22 protein-coding genes are annotated in these 23,547 nt (G+C 33.0%); 12 read left to right on the forward strand and 10 right to left on the reverse strand.

Annotated features, from left to right (window positions below):
- Positions 1-544 precede the first annotated feature (544 nt).
- A complete protein-coding gene (locus tag BSF41_RS13355; RefSeq protein ID WP_095929998.1) occupies positions 545-1,225 on the reverse strand; it encodes a DUF4294 domain-containing protein in 681 nt (226 codons plus the stop codon).
- A gap of 81 nt (positions 1,226-1,306) precedes the next feature.
- Here BSF41_RS13355 and BSF41_RS13360 point away from each other — a divergent pair, with 81 nt between their 5' ends.
- The 6 genes from BSF41_RS13360 (at position 1,307) to BSF41_RS13385 (ending at position 10,032) form a co-directional block, all read left to right on the forward strand.
- Complete coding sequence (locus BSF41_RS13360; RefSeq protein ID WP_095929999.1) at positions 1,307-2,395, forward strand: M42 family metallopeptidase; 1,089 nt, start codon at positions 1,307-1,309, stop codon at positions 2,393-2,395.
- A 65-nt stretch (positions 2,396-2,460) separates the two neighbouring features.
- Positions 2,461-3,141: a response regulator transcription factor gene (locus BSF41_RS13365; RefSeq protein WP_095930000.1), complete on the forward strand. Its 681-nt coding sequence runs from the start codon at positions 2,461-2,463 to the stop codon at positions 3,139-3,141.
- Positions 3,138-4,499 (forward strand): HAMP domain-containing sensor histidine kinase, encoded by a 1,362-nt coding sequence (locus BSF41_RS13370; protein ID WP_095930001.1) that lies wholly within the window; start codon positions 3,138-3,140, stop codon positions 4,497-4,499. The genes BSF41_RS13365 and BSF41_RS13370 overlap by 4 nt, the downstream gene beginning before the upstream one ends.
- 84 nt (positions 4,500-4,583) lie before the next feature.
- Complete coding sequence (locus tag BSF41_RS13375) at positions 4,584-5,831, forward strand: TolC family protein (protein WP_095930002.1); 1,248 nt, start codon at positions 4,584-4,586, stop codon at positions 5,829-5,831.
- 12 nt (positions 5,832-5,843) lie between these two features.
- Complete coding sequence (locus tag BSF41_RS13380; RefSeq protein ID WP_095930003.1) at positions 5,844-6,929, forward strand: efflux RND transporter periplasmic adaptor subunit; 1,086 nt, start codon at positions 5,844-5,846, stop codon at positions 6,927-6,929.
- Positions 6,930-6,933: 4 nt separating this feature from the next.
- The gene (locus tag BSF41_RS13385) at positions 6,934-10,032 is read left to right on the forward strand and encodes an efflux RND transporter permease subunit (protein WP_095930004.1); all 3,099 of its coding nucleotides are present in this window, start codon (positions 6,934-6,936) and stop codon (positions 10,030-10,032) included.
- A gap of 164 nt (positions 10,033-10,196) precedes the next feature.
- Here BSF41_RS13385 and BSF41_RS13390 read toward each other — a convergent pair whose 3' ends face one another.
- The gene (locus BSF41_RS13390; protein WP_095930005.1) at positions 10,197-10,577 is read right to left on the reverse strand and encodes an ankyrin repeat domain-containing protein; all 381 of its coding nucleotides are present in this window, start codon (positions 10,575-10,577) and stop codon (positions 10,197-10,199) included.
- A 384-nt stretch (positions 10,578-10,961) separates the two neighbouring features.
- Between BSF41_RS13390 and BSF41_RS13395 the strand changes: the two genes are divergently transcribed.
- Positions 10,962-11,498 carry an SRPBCC family protein gene (locus BSF41_RS13395; RefSeq protein ID WP_095930006.1) on the forward strand — a complete coding sequence of 179 codons (537 nt, stop codon included), beginning with the start codon at positions 10,962-10,964 and terminating at the stop codon, positions 11,496-11,498.
- Between the two features lie 62 nt (positions 11,499-11,560).
- Here BSF41_RS13395 and BSF41_RS13400 read toward each other — a convergent pair whose 3' ends face one another.
- The 8 genes from BSF41_RS13400 to BSF41_RS13435 all read right to left on the reverse strand — a co-directional run bounded on the left by BSF41_RS13400 (position 11,561) and on the right by BSF41_RS13435 (position 17,945).
- Positions 11,561-11,959 (reverse strand): ankyrin repeat domain-containing protein, encoded by a 399-nt coding sequence (locus tag BSF41_RS13400; RefSeq protein WP_095930007.1) that lies wholly within the window; start codon positions 11,957-11,959, stop codon positions 11,561-11,563.
- Between the two features lie 148 nt (positions 11,960-12,107).
- Positions 12,108-13,241, reverse strand: a complete 1,134-nt coding sequence (locus BSF41_RS13405) for a glycoside hydrolase family 26 protein (RefSeq protein WP_095930008.1) — start codon at positions 13,239-13,241, stop codon at positions 12,108-12,110.
- A gap of 31 nt (positions 13,242-13,272) precedes the next feature.
- Positions 13,273-14,226, reverse strand: a complete 954-nt coding sequence (locus BSF41_RS13410; RefSeq protein ID WP_095930009.1) for a phosphoribosylaminoimidazolesuccinocarboxamide synthase — start codon at positions 14,224-14,226, stop codon at positions 13,273-13,275.
- Between the two features lie 91 nt (positions 14,227-14,317).
- Positions 14,318-14,911, reverse strand: a complete 594-nt coding sequence (locus BSF41_RS13415; RefSeq protein WP_095930010.1) for a hypothetical protein — start codon at positions 14,909-14,911, stop codon at positions 14,318-14,320.
- A gap of 114 nt (positions 14,912-15,025) precedes the next feature.
- A complete protein-coding gene (locus BSF41_RS13420) occupies positions 15,026-15,856 on the reverse strand; it encodes a Cof-type HAD-IIB family hydrolase (RefSeq protein WP_095930011.1) in 831 nt (276 codons plus the stop codon).
- Between the two features lie 138 nt (positions 15,857-15,994).
- Positions 15,995-16,357 (reverse strand): DUF1801 domain-containing protein, encoded by a 363-nt coding sequence (locus BSF41_RS13425; RefSeq protein WP_095930012.1) that lies wholly within the window; start codon positions 16,355-16,357, stop codon positions 15,995-15,997.
- Positions 16,358-16,369: 12 nt separating this feature from the next.
- Positions 16,370-16,858, reverse strand: a complete 489-nt coding sequence (locus tag BSF41_RS13430) for a hypothetical protein (RefSeq protein ID WP_095930013.1) — start codon at positions 16,856-16,858, stop codon at positions 16,370-16,372.
- 136 nt (positions 16,859-16,994) lie between these two features.
- The gene (locus BSF41_RS13435) at positions 16,995-17,945 is read right to left on the reverse strand and encodes a PhoH family protein (protein ID WP_095930014.1); all 951 of its coding nucleotides are present in this window, start codon (positions 17,943-17,945) and stop codon (positions 16,995-16,997) included.
- 261 nt (positions 17,946-18,206) lie between these two features.
- Here BSF41_RS13435 and BSF41_RS13440 point away from each other — a divergent pair, with 261 nt between their 5' ends.
- From BSF41_RS13440 to dnaN, 5 genes are all read left to right on the forward strand, one after another.
- Positions 18,207-19,034, forward strand: a complete 828-nt coding sequence (locus BSF41_RS13440) for an S-adenosyl-l-methionine hydroxide adenosyltransferase family protein (protein WP_095930015.1) — start codon at positions 18,207-18,209, stop codon at positions 19,032-19,034.
- A gap of 188 nt (positions 19,035-19,222) precedes the next feature.
- Positions 19,223-19,519 carry a putative quinol monooxygenase gene (locus BSF41_RS13445; protein WP_095930016.1) on the forward strand — a complete coding sequence of 99 codons (297 nt, stop codon included), beginning with the start codon at positions 19,223-19,225 and terminating at the stop codon, positions 19,517-19,519.
- Positions 19,520-19,666: 147 nt separating this feature from the next.
- A complete protein-coding gene (gldF, locus tag BSF41_RS13450; protein ID WP_095930017.1) occupies positions 19,667-20,392 on the forward strand; it encodes a gliding motility-associated ABC transporter permease subunit GldF in 726 nt (241 codons plus the stop codon).
- Positions 20,392-22,077: a gliding motility-associated ABC transporter substrate-binding protein GldG gene (gldG, locus tag BSF41_RS13455; RefSeq protein ID WP_095930018.1), complete on the forward strand. Its 1,686-nt coding sequence runs from the start codon at positions 20,392-20,394 to the stop codon at positions 22,075-22,077. Before gldF ends, gldG begins: the two co-directional genes overlap by 1 nt.
- Positions 22,078-22,184: 107 nt before the next feature.
- On the forward strand, positions 22,185-23,303 hold the full coding sequence (dnaN, locus tag BSF41_RS13460; protein WP_095930019.1) for a DNA polymerase III subunit beta: 1,119 nt from the start codon (positions 22,185-22,187) through the stop codon (positions 23,301-23,303).
- The last annotated feature ends 244 nt before the right edge of the window (positions 23,304-23,547 follow it).

A 23,547-nucleotide genomic window follows, 5' to 3' on the forward strand; every position in this document is an offset into this window, starting at 1 on the left:
CGATGAACGCCTTCGCTGTTGCGGGTGCAAAAGTAGAACCTTTTTCCGCTTACGCAAGCTTTTTCAAAGAGTTTTTTTGATATTTTTTCCATGTTTTTCTTAACATTCTAATAACTCGCCGTTTACATTTTAACTTTTTTCAATTCCCTGTGCGGTTTTTCTTCGTTTTGCTTCTCTTTGGGGTATTCCGCCACAAAGGCGCTAGGGCTCAAAGCTGGATTTTATTTAATCTCGCAAAGGCGCAGAGGCGCAAAGTTTCTTTTTGGTGCTGGTTTTTCTTCTGGGACCGTCCATTCTTCCCTGTTTTTTTTCTTCTGGAAACCGGTGCCCTAGCCCCGATAGAAGCAGAAATCCTTTTGTGCCGGGGTTCGGCACAAAAGATTGGAGCGGATAGCGGGATTAAGCTCCTTATTATATATTGTATAAAAGGCTTCGACTTCGCTCAGCCAGACAATCTAAGTTTTCTAATTATATATATGTACAAAAACAAACCCGACAGATTTTAAAAAACTGTCGGGTTTATATACCTTATATATATGTATACTTATTTCTTGTTTAGATCTTTTGCTTTTTGCTGCCATTTTTCGGCTAGATCTTCATAATCCAAGGGATTGGCTGGCTTTTGATTTGCTAATCTGCCAGATTCAAATGCTCTTACCAAAATGGTTTCTATCAAATAGTCTTCATTTACATCGTAGGGTTTGTATTCTTCTTTTAAACTAATATCAAACAAATTGGCGGTGGTATTCGAAACGAAGGCTTTGAATCCGCTTTTTAGTGTTTTTATGAGTTCATACGTTGTAATTCCTGTTTGGCGGTGGACTAGCTTTACTAAAATTTGTCCTTGTTTTCTAGAAAGTTTTTTAAGCCTTTCTTCGAATTCATTATTTAGATAATCTTCTACAATTTTGAAATACTTCTTTTTTTCACGGTTGGTTTTCAAACGCGCCATTCCGTTATTCAATGCCGTTAATCGCTCTGCAGCCAATTTTGCATAAGGATAAACTTTATAAACTCTATTTTGAAGAATTTGAAATTGTTTCATTTCTTCTGGACTCATCTTCTGTCCTTTTGAAATAATTATTTCTGGCAGTTGAATGGTGTCGCCTAAAATAGAATCTTTCTCTGTTAATATATATCCCATTTGTTCGTTCTCTTTGGGAGTAACTTGGGCTTTAGAAGAAAAACAAACTAAGAGTATAAATAAAAAGGTGGTTAATCTCATTGAATCATAATTTAAGTGTAAAATTATATATTTATACACAACTCTAATACCAAATTTATATTTTAGCAGAAAAATATTTTTATGAGCACAAATTCTATCTTAAATGATACTTCTATAGCATTCTTAGAAAGCTACCTAAATAACGCTTCTCCTACTGGTTACGAAAGTGAAGGCCAGAAACTTTGGATGGAGTATTTGAAACCTTATGTTGACACTTTTATAACGGATACTTATGGAACTGCTGTTGGAGTAATCAATCCTGATGCTCCGTACAAAGTTGTTATTGAGGGACATGCTGATGAAATTTCGTGGTATGTAAATTATATTACGGAAGATGGTTTAATATATGTTATTAGAAATGGTGGTTCTGATCATCAGATTGCTCCTTCTAAAAGAGTCAATATTCATACTAAAAATGGAATCGTTAAAGGTGTTTTTGGATGGCCTGCAATTCATACTCGTTTGCGCGACAAGGAAGAGATTCCTAAACTAAGTAATATTTTTATTGATTTAGGTTGCGAAAACAAAGAGCAAGTTGAAGCTTTAGGCGTTCATGTTGGATGTGTTATTACTTATCCAGATGAATTTATGATTTTGAACGAAAACAAATTTGTCTGCCGTGCGATCGACAATAGAATGGGCGGTTTTATGATTGCTGAAGTGGCTCGTTTATTAAAAGAAAACAATAAAACCCTTCCTTTTGGTTTATATATTGTAAATTCTGTTCAGGAGGAAATTGGTCTTCGCGGTGCCGAGATGATCGCACACAGAATAAAACCAAATGTTGCCATTGTTACCGATGTTTGCCATGACACCACTACTCCAATGATTGATAAAAAAGTGGAAGGCGACCTTAAAATGGGGAAAGGTCCTGTTATTGGGTACTCTCCTGCTATTCAGAATAAACTTCGCGATTTGATTGTAGATACTGCCGAAGAAAACAAAATTCCTTTTCAGAGACATGCTACTTCTCGTGCAACAGGGACAGATACTGATGCTTTTGCTTATAGTAATGGAGGTGTTCCTTCTGCATTGATTTCGCTTCCTTTGCGATATATGCATACAACTGTAGAAATGGTTCATAGAGAGGATGTTGAAAATGTTATTCAATTGATTTATGAGTCATTACAGAAGATTGAGAACAATGAGACGTTCTCTTATTTCAATTAAAACAATACCTTATATTAAATTCGGCTGTTTCTCAAAATGGCCGAATTTATAAATTTCCTTCAAGAATGAAAATACTACTACTCGAAGACGATTTTACTTTGTCTAAAGAAATCTCAGCATTCTTTACCTCTAAGAAGTTCGAGTGTATTGCTTATTATGATGGTTCGTTGTTACTGAAAAAATATTTTCCGTACGAATACGATTTGATTATTCTTGACATCAATGTCCCTGGATTAAACGGAATAGAAGTTTGCAAAGGCATTCGTAAAATCGATAATAAAACGCCAATAATCATGCTGACTGCTTTTAGTGAAATCGAAGATAAACTATCTTCTTTTGATAGTGGCGCAGATGATTATTTAGTTAAACCATTTCATTTTGAAGAATTATACGCTAGAGTACAATCTCTTTTAAGACGAAAGGAAGTTCCGCAGCAGATAGAAAGCAAAATTGCAATCAAAGATTTAGAAATTTTTGAAGAAGATATGAAGGTCTTTAGATCTAATGAAGAAATTAAACTTACTCCGAAAGAATTTAAGTTGATTTTAATTTTGGCTCATGCCAAAGGAAAAGTGCTTTCGAAACAATTTATTGCTGAAAAACTTTGGGACTATCATATTGAAACCAATCAAAATACCATTGAAGTTTACATTAACTTTTTGAGAAAGAAAATAGACAAAGATCACGAAATAAAACTTATCCGTACCAAAGTTGGCTACGGCTATTATCTAAGCGATCAAGAATGACATTAAAAAATAGAATATCACTTTTAGTAAGTTTACTGTTTACCATCCTTTTCGGACTGGCATCTACAGTGATATTCATTTTGTATTCTAATTATAGAAAAGAAGAGTTCCGTGATCGATTAGAAATTAAAGCTTTATCGAACATCAAATTATTGGTGAATGTCAAACAGATCGATAACCAGCTTTTAAAAATAATAGATCAAAATTCTATCAATAAACTATATGACGAGAAAACCTTAGTTTTCGATTCTAATTATAAGCTAATCTATAGTAGTATTGACGATGCCAAAATTAATTGGTCGGTTGAAGACTTGAAATATTTAAAAAAGAATAAAACATTTTTTAAGCAACAAGGAGATTATGAAGTCTATGGCGTTTTTTATGATACAAACGACAAGGACTTTTATGCTTTGATATCAGCAACTGATGATTATGGAAAAAAGAAATTACTTTTTTTAAGGTACACATTAGTTGTTTCATATATTTTCTTTACTACGATCTGCTGGCTATTAACCTCTTTTATGGTTAGAAAAGCGATGAATCCGCTTCTTGCTTTTCATCAAAAAATAAAAAACATTAACGAAAATAATCTCGATACCAGAATTGCATCCAACAGCACCAAAAATGAAGTCGATCTGCTTGCCGATGAGTTTAATTTTATGATGGATCGAATTGAAGTTTCGTATCAAAAACAGAAGGAATTTACTGCTCATGCTTCACATGAATTAAGAACACCGCTTTCTAGAATGACTTCTCAGATTGAAAACGCTATTGCCGATCCAGATCTAAAACCGAAGAATAATTCTTTCCTTAAAAATATATTGGCTGATGTTAATCATTTGGGCGAACTAATTAATTCGTTGCTTATTCTTTCAAAAATTGACAATAGAAATACAGAAAACATCGAAATTCAGCGTCTAGATGAAATTTTATTTTCTTCAATAGAAAAAATCAACAAAACATTTCCCGATTTTGCTATTCTTTTTGAAATGGAAGAAAGTGATGATCTGGATACTGCTTTGGAAATAAAAGGAAACAAAAATCTTTTGGAAATTGCTTTAACTAATATCTTAAAAAATGCCTACATCTATTCGGACAATAAACAGGCAAAAGTAAAAATAAGCACAGACCATTATCATCTTATCATTTCTGTTTCGAATACAGGAGAGACTTTAAACGAAGAAGAACAAAAAAATCTTTTTGAGCCTTTTATGCGTGGACAAAATTCAAAAAGAACTTCTGGCTTTGGACTTGGCTTAAGAATTGTTCATCGTATTCTGACGGTTCACAAAGCTAACATAACCTACTCAACTCCAAATATTAACACGAATTTATTTCAATTATTTTTCGAATTGTAAACTTTTTTAAGCTATTTTTAAGGTAGATTTTAAGCTCCCCTAAAGCCTGTTGATAGCATATTTGTATAACTCAAAATCAATACAATGAAAAAGTTATTCGCATTGCTGTTATTTGCAGTTTTGAATCAGACTGCAATAGCGCAAAAAACAGTCACTCTTCAGGACTGTGAAAGCCAATTTTTAAAAAAGAATTTATTCTTGCTGGCATCGCAATACAACATCGATGCATCAAAAGCTCTAGCCATTCAGGCGCGCATTTGGGAAAACCCCGTAATAACAGCCGAACTGAATGCATACAACCCAGAAAGAGATAAGTTTTTTGACATAGGCAAAGAGGGTCAAAAAGTATTTGGCATTGAGCAACTTATTTATCTTGGCGGTAAAAAGCGTAATGAAATCAAACTTGCACAAACCAATGCGCAATTGGCAGAACTTTCATTCAATGATTTACTGCGCACTTTAAAACTACAGTTGCGTAAAAGCTTTTACACCGTTTATTACAACACTAAAAACCTTGAAAATACTGATAAACAGTTAGCTCATATCGAAAATTTGATCAATTCTTATTCAGTTCAAGCTCAAAAAGGGAATATTCCTTTAAAGGATGTTGTTCGTTTACAATCGTTGTATCTCAACTTCAAAAATGAACGATTGGAAGTAATAAACAATAATATAGATGAACAAGCTAATCTGAAACTGCTGTTGAATGAAACTGAAAATGTAATTCCTTCTGTTAGCAAAGACGATTCGAATAAATATTTAAAAGTTATTGCTTTTGATCTTAAAAGCTTTGAAGAACAAGCTATTGCAAATCGACCTGATTATTTAGCAAAACAAAAAGAGATTGAAGCTAATGAATTGAATGTAAAATGGCAGAAATCACTTGCGATTCCAGATCTTACTTTAGGAGCCAATTATGATCAGCGAAGTGGAGCTTTCAACAACGAAGCCAATGTTAGTGTTGGGATTCCGTTGCCGTTATGGAATAAGAACAAAGGAAACATTAAGTATGCCCAAACTATTTTAGAACAATCTAAGGTTGAAAAACAGAATTTTGAACTGCAACTTCAAACTGAAATTACTTCGGCTTGGACAAAATGGGATGAATCGAGACAAAACTACAGTGTGATTAAGCCAACGGTAAACTCAGACTTTGAAGCCGTTTACAATGGAATGCTTACCAATTTTCAGAAACGAAATGTAAGCCTTTTAGAATTTACCGATTTTATGGAAAGCTACAATCAGGCCATAATTCAGTTAAACGAATTAAAGAAAAAAGTAGTAATCGCCGGCGAAGAATTAAATAGTACCATTAACAAAGATTTATTTTAAAACAGTAAAGAAATGAAACATACATTATTCATAGGAATCGCAATTGCAAGTCTATCTCTAACAGGTTGCAAAAAACAAGTAGAGAATCCTGAAACAAATACGTCTTTTGTTTTAAGTAATACTATGCTAAAAAGCACTACAACAGCCGAAGCTAAAACTCAGCCCTTGAAAAATGAACTTAGTTTTTACGGAAAAATTACTGCTGACAACAATAAAATGATTGATGTTTACCCGCTAGTTGGTGGAAATGTTATGAAGGTAAATGTTGAACTTGGGGATTATGTAAAAAAAGGACAAGTTCTTGCGACAATAAAAAGTACCGATGTAGCCGATTTTGAAAAACAAGCTATAGATGCTAAAAGTGATTTGCTTGTTGCGAAGAATAATTTAAAAGTTGCTCAAGAATTGTTTGATGGTAAACTAAATTCTGAAAGCGATGTTCTCCAAGCGAAATCTGAAGTAAATAAAGCGCAGTCGCAATTAAGCAAGATTCAAGAGACTTATAAAATTTACAATATCAAAGCGGGATCTATTTACGAAGTAACGGCACCTATAAGCGGTTTTATAATTCAAAAAAGCATTAATCAAGATATGCTTTTACGTAACGACCGTTCTGAAAACATATTTGATATTGCAGAAATTAGTGAAGTTTGGGCAATGGCCAATATTAATGAAATCGACATTAATAAAGTAAAGTTAGGAACTTCTGCCGCTGTAACTACTTTAAGCTACCCTGATAGAGTATTTCAAGGAAAAGTAGACAAAATCTACAATGTAATTGATCCAGAAACTAAAGCAATGCAGGCTAGAATCAAACTAAGCAATCCAGATTATATGCTTAAGCCAGATATGAATGCTAATATTAAATTGTCTTTCAACGAAAATCAATCTATGATAGCCGTGCCGAGTAAAGCAATTGTTTTTGATAAAAGTAAAAACTTTGTTGTGGTATTTAAAGACCGTAATAATATAGAAACAAGACAAGTAGAAGTTTACAGAGTTGTTGGTGATACTACTTACATTTCAAGCGGATTGAAAGAGAATGAAAAAGTAATCACAAACAATCAGCTATTTATTTATGGTGCTTTAAACAACTAAGAACATGAACAAATTCATAAAAAACATTATTGCTTTCTCTTTAAAGAATAAAGCATTTACCTTCTTTTGGGTAGGATTATTGGCTGTTGCTGGATTTATTTCTTTCAAAAATATGCCTATCGACGCTTTCCCTGACGTTACCAATACACAGATTATCATCATCACGCAATGGAACGGGAAAAGTGCTGAAGAGGTAGAGCGTTTTGTAACCTCTCCAATTGAAATTGCGATGAACTCTGTTCAAAAGAAAACAAGCGTTCGAAGCATTACCATGTTTGGCTTATCGGTTATAAAAATTATTTTTGACGATGGCGTAGATGATACTTTTGCCCGTTTCCAAGTAAACAATTTATTGAAGAATGTTTCACTTCCCGATGATGTAGAACCAGATGTTCAGCCACCTTATGGCCCAACAGGAGAAATTTTTAGATATATTGTAAAAAGCAACAGTAGAGATAGTAGAGAATTATTGACATACCAAAACTGGGTAATTGATAAACAGCTTCGTTCTCTTCCTGGTGTTGCCGATCTAAATGTATTTGGTGGACAAACTAAAACATACGAAGTTGGAGTTGATCCGATTAAACTAGCCAAATATAATATTACGCCACTACAAGTTTATAATGCGGTAAATGCTGGAAACTTAAACGTGGGAGGTGATGTTATTGAAAAAAACGGACAAGCTTTTGTTGTTCGCGGTGTTGGTTTATTAAAATCAAAGGCAGATATTGGAAATATTATTGTTGATGATGCTGGCGGAAATCCAATTTTAGTTAAAAATCTAGCAGAAGTTTATGAAAGTTCAATGCCAAGAGTTGGTCAGACCGGTCTTGGAGATAATGACGATGCCGTTGAAGGAATTGTAGTAATGAGAAAAGGTGAAAACCCTCAAGAAACACTTGCCCTTATAAAAGCAAAAATCAAAGATCTAAATGATAATGTCTTGCCAAAAGATATTAAAATTGAAACTTTCTACGATCGTGATAATCTGATGAATTTTACGACCGAAACGGTAATGCATAACTTATTTGAAGGTATTATTCTGGTTACGGTCGTGGTATTCTTATTTATGGCAGACTGGAGAACTACTTTTACAGTTTCGATCGTAATTCCGCTTTCTTTATTATTTGCTTTTTTATGTCTTAAAATGATGGGAATGAGCGCCAACTTATTAAGTTTAGGTGCTGTCGATTTCGGAATTATCATTGATGGAGCCGTTGTAATGGTCGAAGGCTTATTTGTAGTTTTAGATCATCGAGCGCATCAATTGGGCATGGAGAAATTTAATAAAATTGCCAAAGGAAGCTTGATCAAAAGAACAGGAACTGAAATGGGTAAAGCCATTTTCTTTTCAAAGTTAATCATTATCACGGCTTTGCTTCCTATCTTCTCGTTCCAGAAAGTAGAAGGAAAAATGTTCTCTCCCCTAGCCTTTACATTAGGCTTTGCATTGTTGGGAGCCCTTATATTTACACTAACTTTAGTACCTGTTCTTTCGCATATTTTATTGAATAAAAATGTAAAAGAAAAACACAATCCGTTTGTTAATTTTTGGGATCGAATTGTTTCTAAAGGTTTTGCATGGACATTCAAGCATAAAGTACAAACTCTAATTGCCTCTACGGCGTTACTAGTTGGGGTTTTCTTTTCTGCAGGTTTCTTAGGAACAGAATTTTTACCTCAATTAAATGAGGGTGCATTATGGGTTACTGCCGAATTACCAATGAGTACTTCTCTTCCCGAAAGTGTTAAAACAGCGGCAATAATTAGAAAAGACTTAGAAAGTTTTCCAGAGGTAAAAAAGGTATTATCGCAAACTGGACGAAGCAATGACGGAACCGATCCAAATGGTTTTGGGTTTATTCAGCTACAAGTAGACTTAATTCCGCAAAAAGAATGGAAACGTAAAATCTCTATGGATGAATTGATTAATGAAATGGATGAAAAACTAAAAGTCCACCAAGGGATAACCTACAATTACTCGCAACCTGTAATTGATAACGTTGCAGAATCGGTAGCGGGATTTAAAGCATCAAATGCGGTTAAAATTTATGGCGATGATTTGAATAAATTGGATCAGCTCGCAAATGAAGTTTTGGCACAGATTAAAAATATTCCAGGTATTAAAGATGCTGGTATTTTAAGAAATGTTGGTCAGCCAGAAATAAGCGTTATTCTTGATCGAGAAAAAATGGCAGCTTACGGAGTAACTTTAAGTGATGCTCAAGCGGTTTTAGAATTAGCTTTTGGAGGAAAAACAGCAACTGAAAAATACGAGGATGAGAAAAAATTTGATGTTCGTGTTCGTTTTTCAAAAGAATATAGAAAAGACGAAAAAGATTTGGAAGAAATTAAAGTTCCAACGATTAACGGAATCAAAATTCCTTTAAAAGAAATTTGCGACATCAAAACCATTACAGGTCCGGCATTTATTTACAGAGATAATACCAAGCGTTTTATAGGAGTTAAATTTTCTGTTCGTGATCGAGATTTAGGAAGTACCATTGCTGAAGCACAATCAAAAGTAAATAAATTGAAACTTCCTGCAGGTTACACAACAGGTTGGACAGGAGAATTTGAAAATCAAGTTCGTGCCAGTGCTCGTTTAGCACAAGTGGTACCGATAAGTTTAATTGGAATTTTTGTTCTTTTATTTATTTTGTTTGGAAACTTTAAGGATTCTCTTCTTGTTCTTGCCAACGTTCCATTTGCCATTATTGGCGGAATCATTGCGCTTCATATTACAGGAATGAATTTCGGAATTTCTGCTGGAGTTGGATTTATTGCTCTTTTAGGAATTTGTATTCAAAATGGAGTTATTCTGATTTCTGAATTCCATCATAATCTGAAAGCAAAATTCTCACTCGAAGAATCTATTTTTAGAGGAGTAAAAGCTAGAACAAGAGCTGTAGTTATGACTGCCTTAATGGCTTCTATTGGTCTTATGCCCGCTGCAATTTCTACAGGAATTGGTTCAGAATCTCAAAAACCACTGGCTATTGTAATTATCGGTGGCTTAATGACGGCTACAGTCTTAACTTTATTAGTATTCCCAATTTTATTCTGGGTATTCAATAGAAAAAAAGATGTGCCAATAGAATAGCAATCAAAATATTTAGTTTTAAATCAATTTGTTGGGATTTAAAAAAGAAGAAGCATCATTTTTATAATGATGCTTTTTTGTTTTAGAGTTCTTTCTAAAACAAAAAAAAGACCTTCTGCTCACAAAGGTCTTTTTTTCTACTAACTCAAAACTTTTTTATACCGTTATTTCAAATCTTTCAAAATCGCAATAGATTCTGAAGCATTTGATAATTCTGCATATTTCAATGCAGTAAAACCATTTTCATTTTTTGCACTAGCTTTTGCGCCATTTGCCAATAAAACTTTAATGATTTCAAATTTGTTATAACGTGCAGCTGTCATTAATGGAGTAAGATCTTCTGAAATTAAATTTACATCTGCTCCGTACTCAATAAATTTCTTAACTGTTTCAATATCTCCTTTGCTAATAGCAACATTTAAAGGGTTTGCTGTATAACCTGTACGTTCAATTGGATTTTTAACAGTTGAAACTCCGTTTGAAGCCATTGCTACATTTCCAAATGTTACCAAGGCTAGTCCTAAATAAATAACTGATTTTTTCATAATGATTGATTGTTTATTAATTGATTATTGATGATTTTAATTTCTGATGTAAAAGTAATTCATTTTATCGTATTATGCATTGCAAAGTACCATGTTTTAACCAATTCTTAACACTTACTTAATAAAACGATAATTAAAGAACCCAAACGTTACCAAATTAATGGTTTTACTATAATAGACTACATAAAAAAGAAAATGTTACAATAAATCTTATTTATTTTTAATCTTTTTTGCAAACCCCTTCATTTCAAACTCTCAAATAATTTTTTAAATTTACTATAGGGTTAAAATTCCAAAAGATAGCGTTTCAATCTAAAAGCCCTATAGTTCTTTGTTTAGCAAAAAAATCTATCCAAAAAACACTAACCTTAAAAACAAAAAACCATGATTTTCATTAAAAGATTACTAGTTATTTTAATTTTATTCATTTCGATTGTTTTAATTCTTGCCTACTTTATGCCGAAGGAATATTCGGTTGAAAGAGAAATTACGATCAACAAACCTGCCGATAGTATTTTTAAATATGTCAGATCATTAAAGAACCAAAATGAGTTTAGTGTTTGGGCCAATAGGGATCCAAAAATAAGGATTACTTATAAAGGTACTGATGACGCAGTAGGCGCTGTATCTTCTTGGGAAAGTAATGTAAAAGAAGTTGGAGTTGGCGAACAAGAGATTACGAAAATAACAGAAAATAGACGTCTGGATTTTGCTCTTCGTTTTAAAAAGCCAATGGAAGATACTGCAGTTGGATTTATGTCTACTGAACCGGTTTCGGGAAATCAGACAAAAGTAAGATGGGGAATCAGCGGTGTAATTCCTTATCCAACAAATATTATGCTTCCGATGCTAAAAATGGATCAAATGATTGGAAACGATCTGCAAAAAGGTCTAGAAAATTTAAAAGAGAAAATGGAATAACACTTTATCATTTTAAAATAAAAAAGTGCAATTCCGTTTTTTTGAATTGCACTTTTCTTTTTCTATTTACTATTCTTACGATTTTCTTTTAGCGTCTTTAAAATAGTAATAGAGTCTGATGATTTGGCGTACTCTGCATAATTCAAAGCGGTTAAACCATGCGAGTTTTCGATTGACGAATCTGCTCCATTGGCAAGTAATAATTTAATAATGTCACAATGGTTAAATCTTGCTGCAACCATTAATGGCGTCATATTATTTTCCATTTTATTGACATTGGTGCCATACAGAACGAACTTCTTAACGGCTTCAAAATCGCCTTTGCTAATGGCGAGATGTAACGGAGATTTTCCATAAACTGAAAATTCTACTTGATTTTTAGCTGCAATTGCCGAATTTGATGCAATAGAAACATTTCCAAAAAGGAAAAATAATCCTAAAATAACTACTGATTTTTTCATGATGATTGTTTGTTAAATGATTGATGATGATGATGATTTACTTGTTAGACGACTTAAAACTCGAGAAGGTTGCATGATTACTTCAAAAAAATAAAAAAACGCAATTTAGTTTGACCTAAATTACGTTCTTAATTTGTTGAAGAATAGACTAAATCTTAAATTTCTTGCTGTAAATGTTCTTCAAATCCTTTTCAAATAAAGTAAAAGAATCATCATAGAATTTTATAAAATCTTTTTCGCTTACTTGTCCCGGAAAAGGCGCATAATAATGCGTTGGACTTGTAACATCGTTTCTCCAAACTAAAACATAAGCCAATTGCAGATTTTGGGATTTTAAAGTTTTAAGTAAAACTTCTGTCCACCACTTTTCATTAGGAATTGATTCTAGTCCAGTTTCTGTAAATGCAGCTAATTTTTTCTTTTTTATAGCCAAATCAGAAAATATTTTAAGTTTTCTTAGTCCAGCATCTAGGTCGTATTTGCCATTTCTTCCAAAATCTCCATAATCATCCATGCCAAGCATATCAACAAATTCATCACCTGGATAACGCTCTAAATATTCTGCTTCAGAATTAAATTTATTATCAGGAGAAAAAGCATAAATAAAATTATGAACTCCCAAAGTATCTCTTAAATAAGAAACCGTAAACTGCCAAACCGCAATAAAATCTTCTCGAGAAGTATGCGTTCTCCCCCACCAAAACCAATCGCCATCAAATTCGTGAAAGGGCCTGAAAATCATCGGGGAAAGTTTTCCATCTTTTGCTTTAACAGAATGTGCAAAATCGGCAATAGTTTTTAAAATCTCTTTGTATTCCTCATGATGAGAACCTCCGGGCTTTATCAAAGACATGGAAGCAGCTGAAATTCCTTCTTTCCAATAAAATCCTCCTTCAGAAGCTGGATTATTAAAATGCAAAGAAACAGTTGTAATTCCGCCTCTTTCATACGTATCGATTACATTTTTTCGCAATAAATCTTTAGTCTTTTCAATTTGGTCTTTGGAACGACCAGAAAAATCACTAAAATCAATCCCAACAATGGCAGGATGCGAACCCGTAACCGATTTTACATCTGAACGATTAGGCTCATTACTCCATCCATGTCCATATTCAAGCGCGTGCTGATGCCCGAAAAGAATATGCTTTTCGGAAATAGTTTTAAGATTCTGATATAAGTTTTTAGTTTCCTTTGTCGCATTTTTATCAATCTGCGCAAAAAGAAAATGCCCTGCTGTAAAACATACAATTAGCAGGGCATTTTTTTGGGTTATAAATTTCATGGTTTAAATCGTTAGTTTAAACCCGAAATTACTATTTTGAAGAAAGGTAATCTAATACGTTTTTTTCAATACGTTGATCAATATTGTCAATATCAGCTTTTACAAATTTTTCTCCTAAAATATTCTCGAACAATTCGATGTATCTTTCAGAAACAGACTCGATATATTCGTCTGTCATATTCGGAATTTGCTGTCCTTCTTGACCTTGAAAACCATTTTCGATCAACCAACGGCGAACAAATTCTTTAGATAATTGTTTTTGCTCCTCTCCATTTGCCTGTCTTTCAGCATATCCGTCAGCGTAGAAATAACGAGAAGAATCTGGAGTATGGATTTCGTCAATTAAAACAATAATACCTTCTTTTGTTTTTCCGAACTCATATTTGGTATCCACTAAAATCAATCCGCGTTTTGCAGCGATTTCAGTTCCTCTTTGAAATAAAGCACGAGTATATTTTTCTAAAACTAAATAATCTTCTTCAGAAACAATTCCTTTTGCTAAAATATCTTCACGAGAAATATCTTCGTCATGAGAACCATTATCTGCTTTTGTAGTTGGTGTAATAATTGGTTCTGGAAATTTATCGTTTTCTTTTAGGCCTTCAGCCATAGTAACACCGCAGATTTGTTTTCTGCCTGCAGCATATTCACGAGCTGCATGACCAGATAAATAACCGCGAATTACCATTTCTACCTTAAAAGGTTCACATAAATGTCCAACAGCAACGTTTGGATCTGGAGTTGCAATCAGCCAGTTTGGAACGATATCTTGCGTCAATTCCATAAATTTTGTTGCAATCTGATTTAGGATTTGTCCTTTATACGGAATTCCTTTTGGCAAAACTACATCAAAAGCCGAAAGTCTATCTGTTGCCACCATTACTAAAAGTTCATCATTAATATTATAAACTTCTCTAACTTTTCCGCGGTAAACTGATTTCTGATTCGGGAAATTAAAATCTGTAGTTGTGATTGTGTTGCTCATTATCCTTTTGGTTGTGTTGTTTTTAATGAATGCAAATTTAAAACTATTTGGCAGAGCAAACAAAGAAAATATTACTTCAATTTTAACTGATTTATTTAAAGCTTAAAATTCCTTTGCCAAAAGATTTTATTGACTCGTCTAAACTAGAAATTGTCGTTTGTGGCAACTTTTTAAAATCTCCTGATTGTACAATTAAAATTTGCCCTTCGTTATGCGCTGGTGCATTGGGCAAAAAAATTACGGCATTTCCCATTTCATCTTCCTCAATTAAATGGGCCGGTTGCCAGAAATTTCCATTTTTAAACAAAACCGGCAAGTCTGTAACTGGTTTTGGTTTACTATTTCGCTTTAATAACTTTTCTTCTGCTTCTTTTTTATTCTTTTCATAACCTGGCAGAAAGATCATTAATTTCTCATCTACCCACTTTGTAAATCTTTTTAAGAGAGATAATCGCATTAAAAAACCGCTGAAATAAATAAGAGCAATTAAAATAATCCCGCCAGCAATATCAGTTGCATATTTCCCTAATACCAGATCTAAACGAAGAAAGTGCGCAAATTTTTCTCCATAATTCTGAAAGAACTTCCAAACTTTTTCTAACAAAATAAAAAAAACTAAAAGCGGTAATAAAACCAATGCTCCCGAAATACAATTTCGTTCAACTTGAAGTAAAAATCTTTTCATTGTTAAAACAAATTAAGGTTAAAAAAATAAGAGCTAACTCTTTGCGAATTAGCTCTTATAAAAATAACTTATTATTTAATATTCAGCAACAAAATGAACATAAAACATTCTGAATTAAGTTATTGCAAACTCTTTATCTAAAATTTTAGAGGCAATATATTTTGCAACTCCGTCTTCTGCATTGGTTTGAATTACTTCTAAATCTGGCAAAGCATCTTTTAAAATTGAAGGAGCGTTCCCCATAATTAATCCTCTTCCGGTAGCAGACAACATTTGCAAGTCGTTAAAACCATCGCCAAACGAAACCGCTTGTTCCATCGTAAATCCTTCTTTTTCTAACACTTTTGCAATAGCAACCGCTTTATCTACCGATTTGTCCATAAATTCTAAACAAGTTGGCAAACTAAAAGCATGATGCAAATGCTCTGAAGAATTGGCTAAAACAGCATCTCTCACTTTTACCAATTTCTCGTGATTATCGCATGAAAAGAAGATTTTAATTGCCTTGAAATCGTCTATAGTTTTGTAATCTACTAATTCTGGACGATATTTTAATTCGGCTTGAAAAGAGTTTAATCTCTCATTCCATTTATTAGTCTGCCACACGTTTTCCTTAAATAACACAACCGTAACATCTGGATCGATTTCGATATTTAATGCCGCTTTCACCACATCGCTGTCCAAATTAAAAGCAAAAAGTTCTTCTTTATCTGGCGAATGAATTCTACCTCCGTTCGAACTTACCAAATAAACCGGTACCGCAAGTGTTTCGATAATAGCCATGGCATCAAGGTGATGACGACCTGTAGCTACAACAATCAAATAACCTTGATTGTGAAGTTCTTGAAAAATTGATTTGGTGTAATCTGAAATTCTGTGTTGTGGGTTGAGTAAAGTTCCGTCAAGGTCACTTACTACAACTTTTATATTTTTAAGTTTTGTCATATTAATATTCCAATATTTAGAATTGCAAATTTACGGCTTTAAGCTCGGTTAGACAAAGATTACAGGCTTTGAAAGCCAAAATTGAGGTAAGTTTATTATTTATTTAACTATTCCGTTAAATATTGCTATTTAAACATTTTAAATCTTAACAATTCCTGTTTTATATAAATTTATTGCTTTTTGAATTATCGTTTCAATCTGATCCAAGGGTAAATCTTCATTACTATCAAACATCATAATCTTCATTCGCGAACGATTCTCCTGAATCAAAAAAGGCTCATCAAAATGTTTTCCTTCTACAATTCCCATATAAGGCTTTTTGAATTTTTTATGAATCCATAAATAGCAAAACATTTTTCCTTTATAACAGAAAAATGGCATTCCGTATTTTAAAGTATTTGTAATATCCTGATCTTGTTTTAGAATGATTTCTTTTAATGCCAAGAATAATCCTTTTATAGGTTCTTCTTGGTTTAGGTAGAAATCATCTAGTTGTTTCATTTTTTAATACGTTTATCTAATTTTCTTGGTATGTGCATAAACTCTTTTTAAGGTGTCATAACCTGGACAATTAGAACTAGCTTTAAATTCATAAACTAAAGAATCATTTTTAAGATAGAATCTTTCTTTTGAGAAAATTAAAAAGTCAGCATTTTGGCTAGTATTACAATTTGGAATAGTCAACGTATCTTTTCTTCTGGTTTCACCAAATTTTATACATCTTGTATATGGAAACATTCGATAACATGTATCGCTACTTGTACTGTTTAATTCAATAGAATCCCCTACTAGTTTCCATTTCCCTTTAGAAATTACTCTCCAGTCGCACCCCGCTCCTTTATAAGAAAAAGTGCTGTCTTTATTTATCTTTAACAAATGACTGCCTGGAACAATATATTCCGTATCATACCAAGTGCCTACAAACTTGTTTTTTGGGATTTCTTTTTTTTCACATGAAAGCAAACCAATAAATAATATTAAAATCGATATTCTAATTTTCATTTAAATCTCGTTTGATTAATCTCTAATTCAAAAAAAATATTCGTTTTGCACCTTTACTAGAAACGTACAAAACGAATATTAATAAATGTTAAAACACAATTCACGATTTACATTTAACATTTCACTACAATAATTATTAATCGTGATTCTCGATTTGTTTATAAGCGTCAATCACCTTTTTAACCAATCTGTGGCGAACGATATCTTTATCATCTAGATAAATAATTCCGATTCCGTCAATATCTTTTAGAACCAAAATAGCTTCTTTAAGACCAGAAATAGTTCTTCTTGGTAAATCGACCTGTCCTGGATCACCCGTAATCATAAATTTGGCGTTTTTTCCCATACGGGTTAAAAACATTTTCATTTGTGAATGTGTGGTGTTTTGTGCTTCGTCAAGGATTACAAAGGCATTGTCAAGCGTACGCCCACGCATAAAGGCAAGTGGCGCAATCTGAATTATTCCTTTCAAAATATAATCCTCTAATTTTTCATTCGGAAGCATGTCACGCAAGGCATCATACAATGGTTGCATGTAAGGATCTAGTTTTTCTTTCATATCCCCAGGAAGAAATCCGAGATTTTCTCCCGCTTCAACCGCTGGACGCGTTAGAATGATCCTTTTTACCTCTTTATCTTTTAGCATTTTAACCGCCATAGCGACACCGGTATACGTTTTTCCGGTTCCAGCAGGACCAATAGCAAAGACCATATCGTTTTTCTTAATCGTATCAACCAGCAATTGCTGATTTGGCGTCATTGCTTTGATAATCTTACCGCCAACACCATGAACTAAGATTTTATCATGATCATAAGCTCTTTTTTCTTCCTGACCATCACTCATAATTACACGCTCAATTACATTATCGTCAATATTATTATAACGTGTAAAATGAAGCATTAATCTTTGAAATCTTTTTTCGAATTCGTCTAAAACTTCTTTTTCGCCAAATGCCTTTAAAGTTGTCCCTCGCGCTACGATTTTAAGCTTCGGGTAATACTTTTTAATGATTTCTAAATGGCTGTCCTGCGCGCCCCAAAATTCTTTTGGTGCAATATCTACTAGCTCGATTATTCTTTCGTTCAAATGAAGTAGTTTTAAATTAAAAATTCCTTTTAATATTTAGTGGTTGTCGGGTCTTTTTTTAATCACCGTATTCAGTGGCGGTTTTCAGTTTTATCAAAATAAACTTAAATACGTGTTACTGAATATTGTAACTTGCAAATGCTTTAAAAATTACAAATTGTCTTTTCTTTCTTTCAATTTGTGTTTACTATTATTAGCTTTGCATTTCTCAAATTTAATGAAATTTAGATTTAAATACTATCAATAGTTATAAACAAAATTATGTCAATAATTACCCTTACTACAGACTACGGCTTGAAAGATCACTTTGTGGGGTCGCTGAAGGGTAAAATACTTTCTGAAAATCCAGAAGTTCAGATCATTGACATTTCTCATGACATTGATCCCTTTAATACTGCCGAAGCAAGTTATATTATTGGAGCCGCTTATTTGAGCTTTCCAAAAGGAACAGTTCATCTTATTGGCGTTGATATTGAGCGTAATAAAGAAAACCAGCACATTGCTATGCAGTGGAACGATCATTATTTTATTTGTGCCGATAACGGAATCTTGAGTATGCTGACGCAAAAAATTGTTCCTCAGAAAATTGTCGCAATTAATATCCATGATCGCTTCCCAATTGAAGCTACCGATTTGGATATTTTTATTCAAGTAGCTTCTCACCTATCTAGAGGTGGCTTATTGAATGTAATTGGAAAAGAGATTTCATCTATTAAAGAAGCTACCGAATTGCAAGCTCTTGTAGCCGACGATGGAAATTCAATAAAAGGAAACATCATTTACATCGATCATTTTGGAAACGTGGTAACGAATATTTCTAAAAAACAATTCTTAGAAATTTCACGCGGACGTCCGTACGAAATTGTGATGAGTCCAAAAAGCATCAAAACCATTCTGCCCAATTATTCGGCTATCGCAACTTCAGACAAATACCCAATTAAAACGTATGAAGGAGAAAAACTGGCGATTTTTAATGAAGCCGGTTTTCTGGAAATTGCTATTTTTAGAAGCAATCCTTCTAAAGTGGGTTCCGCAAACAGTCTCCTTGGGTTGAACTACCGTGATGTGATTACGATTAAATTCTCGTAAATTAATTTTAGATTTTAGAATTCAGATTTTAGATTTGAAAACGCTAAACTTTGGAATTTGGAATTTCTCTATTGGAATTTTATTTTTTTATAAAAACAACAATCAAATTTGGTATTTTTGCGCACCTGTAAGACTTTAGGCAATTCAAAAAATCTAAAATCAACAGTCTAAAATCTAAAATTGAATACATGTTTGTTCGAATAGTAAAAATGAGTTTTCACGAAGAAAAAATTCCTGATTTTCTGGAGAATTTTGAATCTGTGAAAGAGAAAATACGAAATGCCGAAGGAAATCGTTTTTTAGAATTGTATCAGGACAAAAATGATAAATGTATCTTTTTTACCTACAGTTATTGGGAAACCGAAGAAGATTTAGAAAATTACAGAAACTCTGAACTATTTAATACCGTTTGGGATTTTACAAAAAAACTATTCAATGCAAAACCAGAAGCGTGGAGCGTTGATAAATTGGTGAGTTTAAATTAAAATGATATCTAACCGCAAAGAACGCAAGTTTTTTTCTTAACAAGCTTTATAAAAACGCTAAGTTCGCAAAGCTTTCAGCAAAAACTTTTCGAACATTGCGTAAAACTTTGCGTTCTTTGCGGTTAGAAAAAACTTGAAACAAAATATATGAAGTCTATAATTCTAAGAGAAATAAAATCCTTTTTTGGTTCTCCTATTGGCTACTTGGTCATTGCGATTTTCTTAATCAGCAACGGACTCTTTTTATGGGTATTTGAAGGAGATTATAATATTCTAAATACAGGTTATGCCGATTTAACTCCGTTTTTCACATTGGCGCCATGGATTTTAATTTTCTTGATTCCAGCAGTAACCATGAGAAGTTTCTCTGACGAAAAAAAACAAGGAACTTTAGAATTACTTTTGACAAAACCTTTATCAATCTGGGAAATTGTAAATGGTAAATTTTTTGGTTCATTTTTGTTGATCATTTTAGCCATTATTCCAACCTTAATTTATGTAAAAGTAATTTCAGATTTAGGTTCGCCAGAAGGCAATATTGATATGGGAAGCACAATTGGTTCTTATTTCGGACTGTTATTTCTAATTGCTTCTTATTCCGCAATCGGAATCTTCACTTCTACCCTTTCCGAAAATCAGATTGTGGCTTTTATTGTTGCCGTTTTCTTATGCTTTTTCTTTTATTTTGGTTTCGAAGGGCTGGCTACTTTAATACCTGGTTCAAACAATTTTATTTCGGTTTTAGGAATGCAGAATCATTTTAAAAGTATGAGCCGTGGTGTCATCGATACTCGAGATATTATTTATTTCTTAAGCATTGCTATCGCTTTCTTGTCTTTTACTGTTTACCAATTAAAATCTTTTAAAGCCTAATGAAACTATCTACAAAGCAAAATTTAAAGACATTAGGCATCACTATTTTTATTTTAGTTGTTCTAAATGTTTTCGGAACACTCTTTTTTCATCGTTTTGATTTAACCAAAGACAAACGTTATACCTTATCGCCAACTTCTTTAGGGATTGTAAAACAAGTTCAGAATCCGCTTTCTATAAAAATTTATATGGCTGGCGATCTTCCTGCAGATTTTAGACGTTTGCAGCAGGAAACCAAACAGTTATTAGAAGAATTTCAAGCCTATAACAGCAATATTGTTTTTGAATTTGTTGATCCTTTAGAAAATGAAGAAGAAAGTGACGAATTGACAAAATCACTTTTCCAAAAAGGCTTAACTCCAATAAATATTACAGTCGACGACAAAGGAAAACAATCTCAAGCAATGGTTTTTCCTTGGGCAGTTGCAGTTTATAATAACAAAGAAGTTAATATTCCATTATTAAAAAATATAATGGGAGCTTCTACAACTCAGAAAGTAATCGGATCAATTCAACATTTAGAATATTCTATTGCCGATGCTATCAATAAAATCACAAAAGACAAACAGAAAAAAGTTGCGATCATAAAAGGAAATGGCGAATTGAACGAAGTTCACGTTGCAAAAATGCTAATGCAGATTCGCGAAAGCTATTTCATTGGCCCTTTCACTTTGGATTCTGTTGCTAAAGATCCGAATGGGACTTTAAATGCATTAAAAAAATACGATTTAGCCATTATTTCTAAGCCAACAGAAAAATTCTCTGACGAAGAAAAAGAGGTTCTGGATCAGTTTATTATGAACGGCGGAAAAACGCTTTGGCTAATTGACCAAGTGGCTGCCGATATGGATAGTTTGTATAATGATATGGGTGCAACTCTGGCATATCCAAGAGATTTAAATCTAAACGATATGTTCTTTAAATACGGATTCAGAATTAATCCTGATTTAATTAAAGACGAACAGGGAACTCCGATAAAATTAGCAACTGGTGAACAAGGAAGCGCTACACAATATCAGGATTTTATCTGGAAATTTGCTCCACAGGTTTTTCCAACGAGCCAACACCCTATTGTTAAAAATCTAGGCGGAATTAAATTCGATTTCACAAATCCGATTGACACTTTGAAAAACGGAATCAAGAAAACCGTTTTATTGCAATCTTCCCAATACTCTAAAACAATTGGTTCTCCTGTAGAAGTTAACCTAAACATGGTTACCGAAAAAACAACTCCGCAGGATTATTTGAATAAAGGAAATAAACCATTAGCGGTTTTATTGGAAGGTTCCTTTCATTCTGCTTTTGAAAACAGAGTATTGCCTTTTAAAGACAATTCTTTTACAGCACAAGGAAAACCAAATAAAATGATTGTGGTTGCTGACGGAGACATTGCAAGAAATCAATTGGATAAAAACATGATGCCAGTTGAGTTAGGTTACGACCAGAGAACAGGAAATCTATATGATAATAAAGACTTCGTAATGAATTGTATCAATTATCTTTTAGACGATACTGGACTTATTAACATTAGAAGTAAAGATGTAGAACTGCCTTTATTAGATAAAGAAAAAGTTTACGAAAGCTATACCTTTACTCAATTCATAACTATCGGAGTTCCAATTCTAATTTTATTGGTTTTCGGACTTGTATTTACTTTTGTAAGAAAAAGAAAATACAGTAAATAGATGTTAATAAAAAAATGTAATACTTTGGATAGTTTAAGATATATTTGTAATCCGTATATTTAGCCCCAAAATAGATAAAAAGCTTATCAAAAAATAAAATAAAGCAGATGAAATTTATAGTATCGAGTTCGTACTTATTAAAACAATTACAAGTTTTAGGTAGTGTAATCAATAGCAACAATACGTTGCCAATTTTAGACAACTTTTTGTTTGAACTAAACAATAATGAGTTGACCGTTTCGGCTTCAGATCTTGAAACGACTATGTCGGCTACATTATCTATCGATTCTACAAGCAAAGGAAGTGTAGCTGTTCCAGCGAAACTTTTGCTTGAAATTTTAAAAACTTTCCCTGAGCAGCCGTTAACTTTTACTGTTGAAGACAATAACACAGTAGAGATTAGCTCTAATTCTGGTAAATATGCCTTGGCTTATGCTGCAGGAGAAGAATTCCCTAAAGCAGTAAGTCTTGAAGATCCATCTGTAACACTTGTTCCTGCAGAGGTTTTGGCAACTGCGGTAAGCAAAACTATCTTCGCAGCAGGAAACGATGATTTACGTCCGGTAATGTCTGGAGTATTCTTTCAGTTTTCACCAGAAGGATTAATCTTCGTGGCAACAGATGCTCACAAATTGGTAAAATACTCTCGTACAGACGTTAAAGCGTCTCAAGTTGCAGATTTTATCATGCCTAAAAAACCTTTAAACATTTTAAAAAGTATTTTAGGAACTTCTGATGCTGAAGTAAAAATTGAATACAACGATTCAAATGCGACTTTCTCATTTGACAATTATATCTTAATGTGTCGTTTAATCGATGGGAAATATCCAAACTACGAAGCGGTAATTCCAAAAGAAAATCCAAACAAATTAATGATTGACCGTTCTTTATTCTTAAGCTCTGTTCGTCGTGTTGCGATTTTCTCTAACAAAACTACACACCAGATTCGTTTGAAAATTGCTGGAGCAGAATTAAACGTTTCTGCTGAAGACATCGATTACTCAAACAAAGCAGAAGAAAGATTGACTTGTGATTATCAAGGTGATGATTTACAAATTGGTTTCAACTCTCGTTTCTTAACTGAAATGCTAACAAACCTACAGTCTGACATGATTATGCTTGAAATGTCTTTACCAAACAGAGCTGGTATTTTAACGCCTGTTGATGGTTTAGAAGAAGGAGAAACAGTAACAATGCTTGTAATGCCTGTAATGTTAAATAGTTAACATTAAAGTTTCTTTCTGTTACAGGGATATTTTTTAGTTTTAAATAAAAGATCTATCATTGTAAAAAAAAAGATATCGCTATTAACCAACCATTTTTTATACCTAGAAACCGCAATTCCCATAAAGAGTTGCGGTTTTTTATTTTGTTTCAGGTTTCAAGTCTCAGGTTTCAAGTTGATATGCTTTTTCTTTAATTTTTAACGCAAAGTGCGCTAAGTTTCCTTTTCTCTAGGTCTTTATAAAG

The sequence above is a fragment of the Flavobacterium sp. ACN2 genome, assembly GCF_002303885.1.
Taxonomy (GTDB): Bacteria; Bacteroidota; Bacteroidia; order Flavobacteriales; family Flavobacteriaceae; genus Flavobacterium.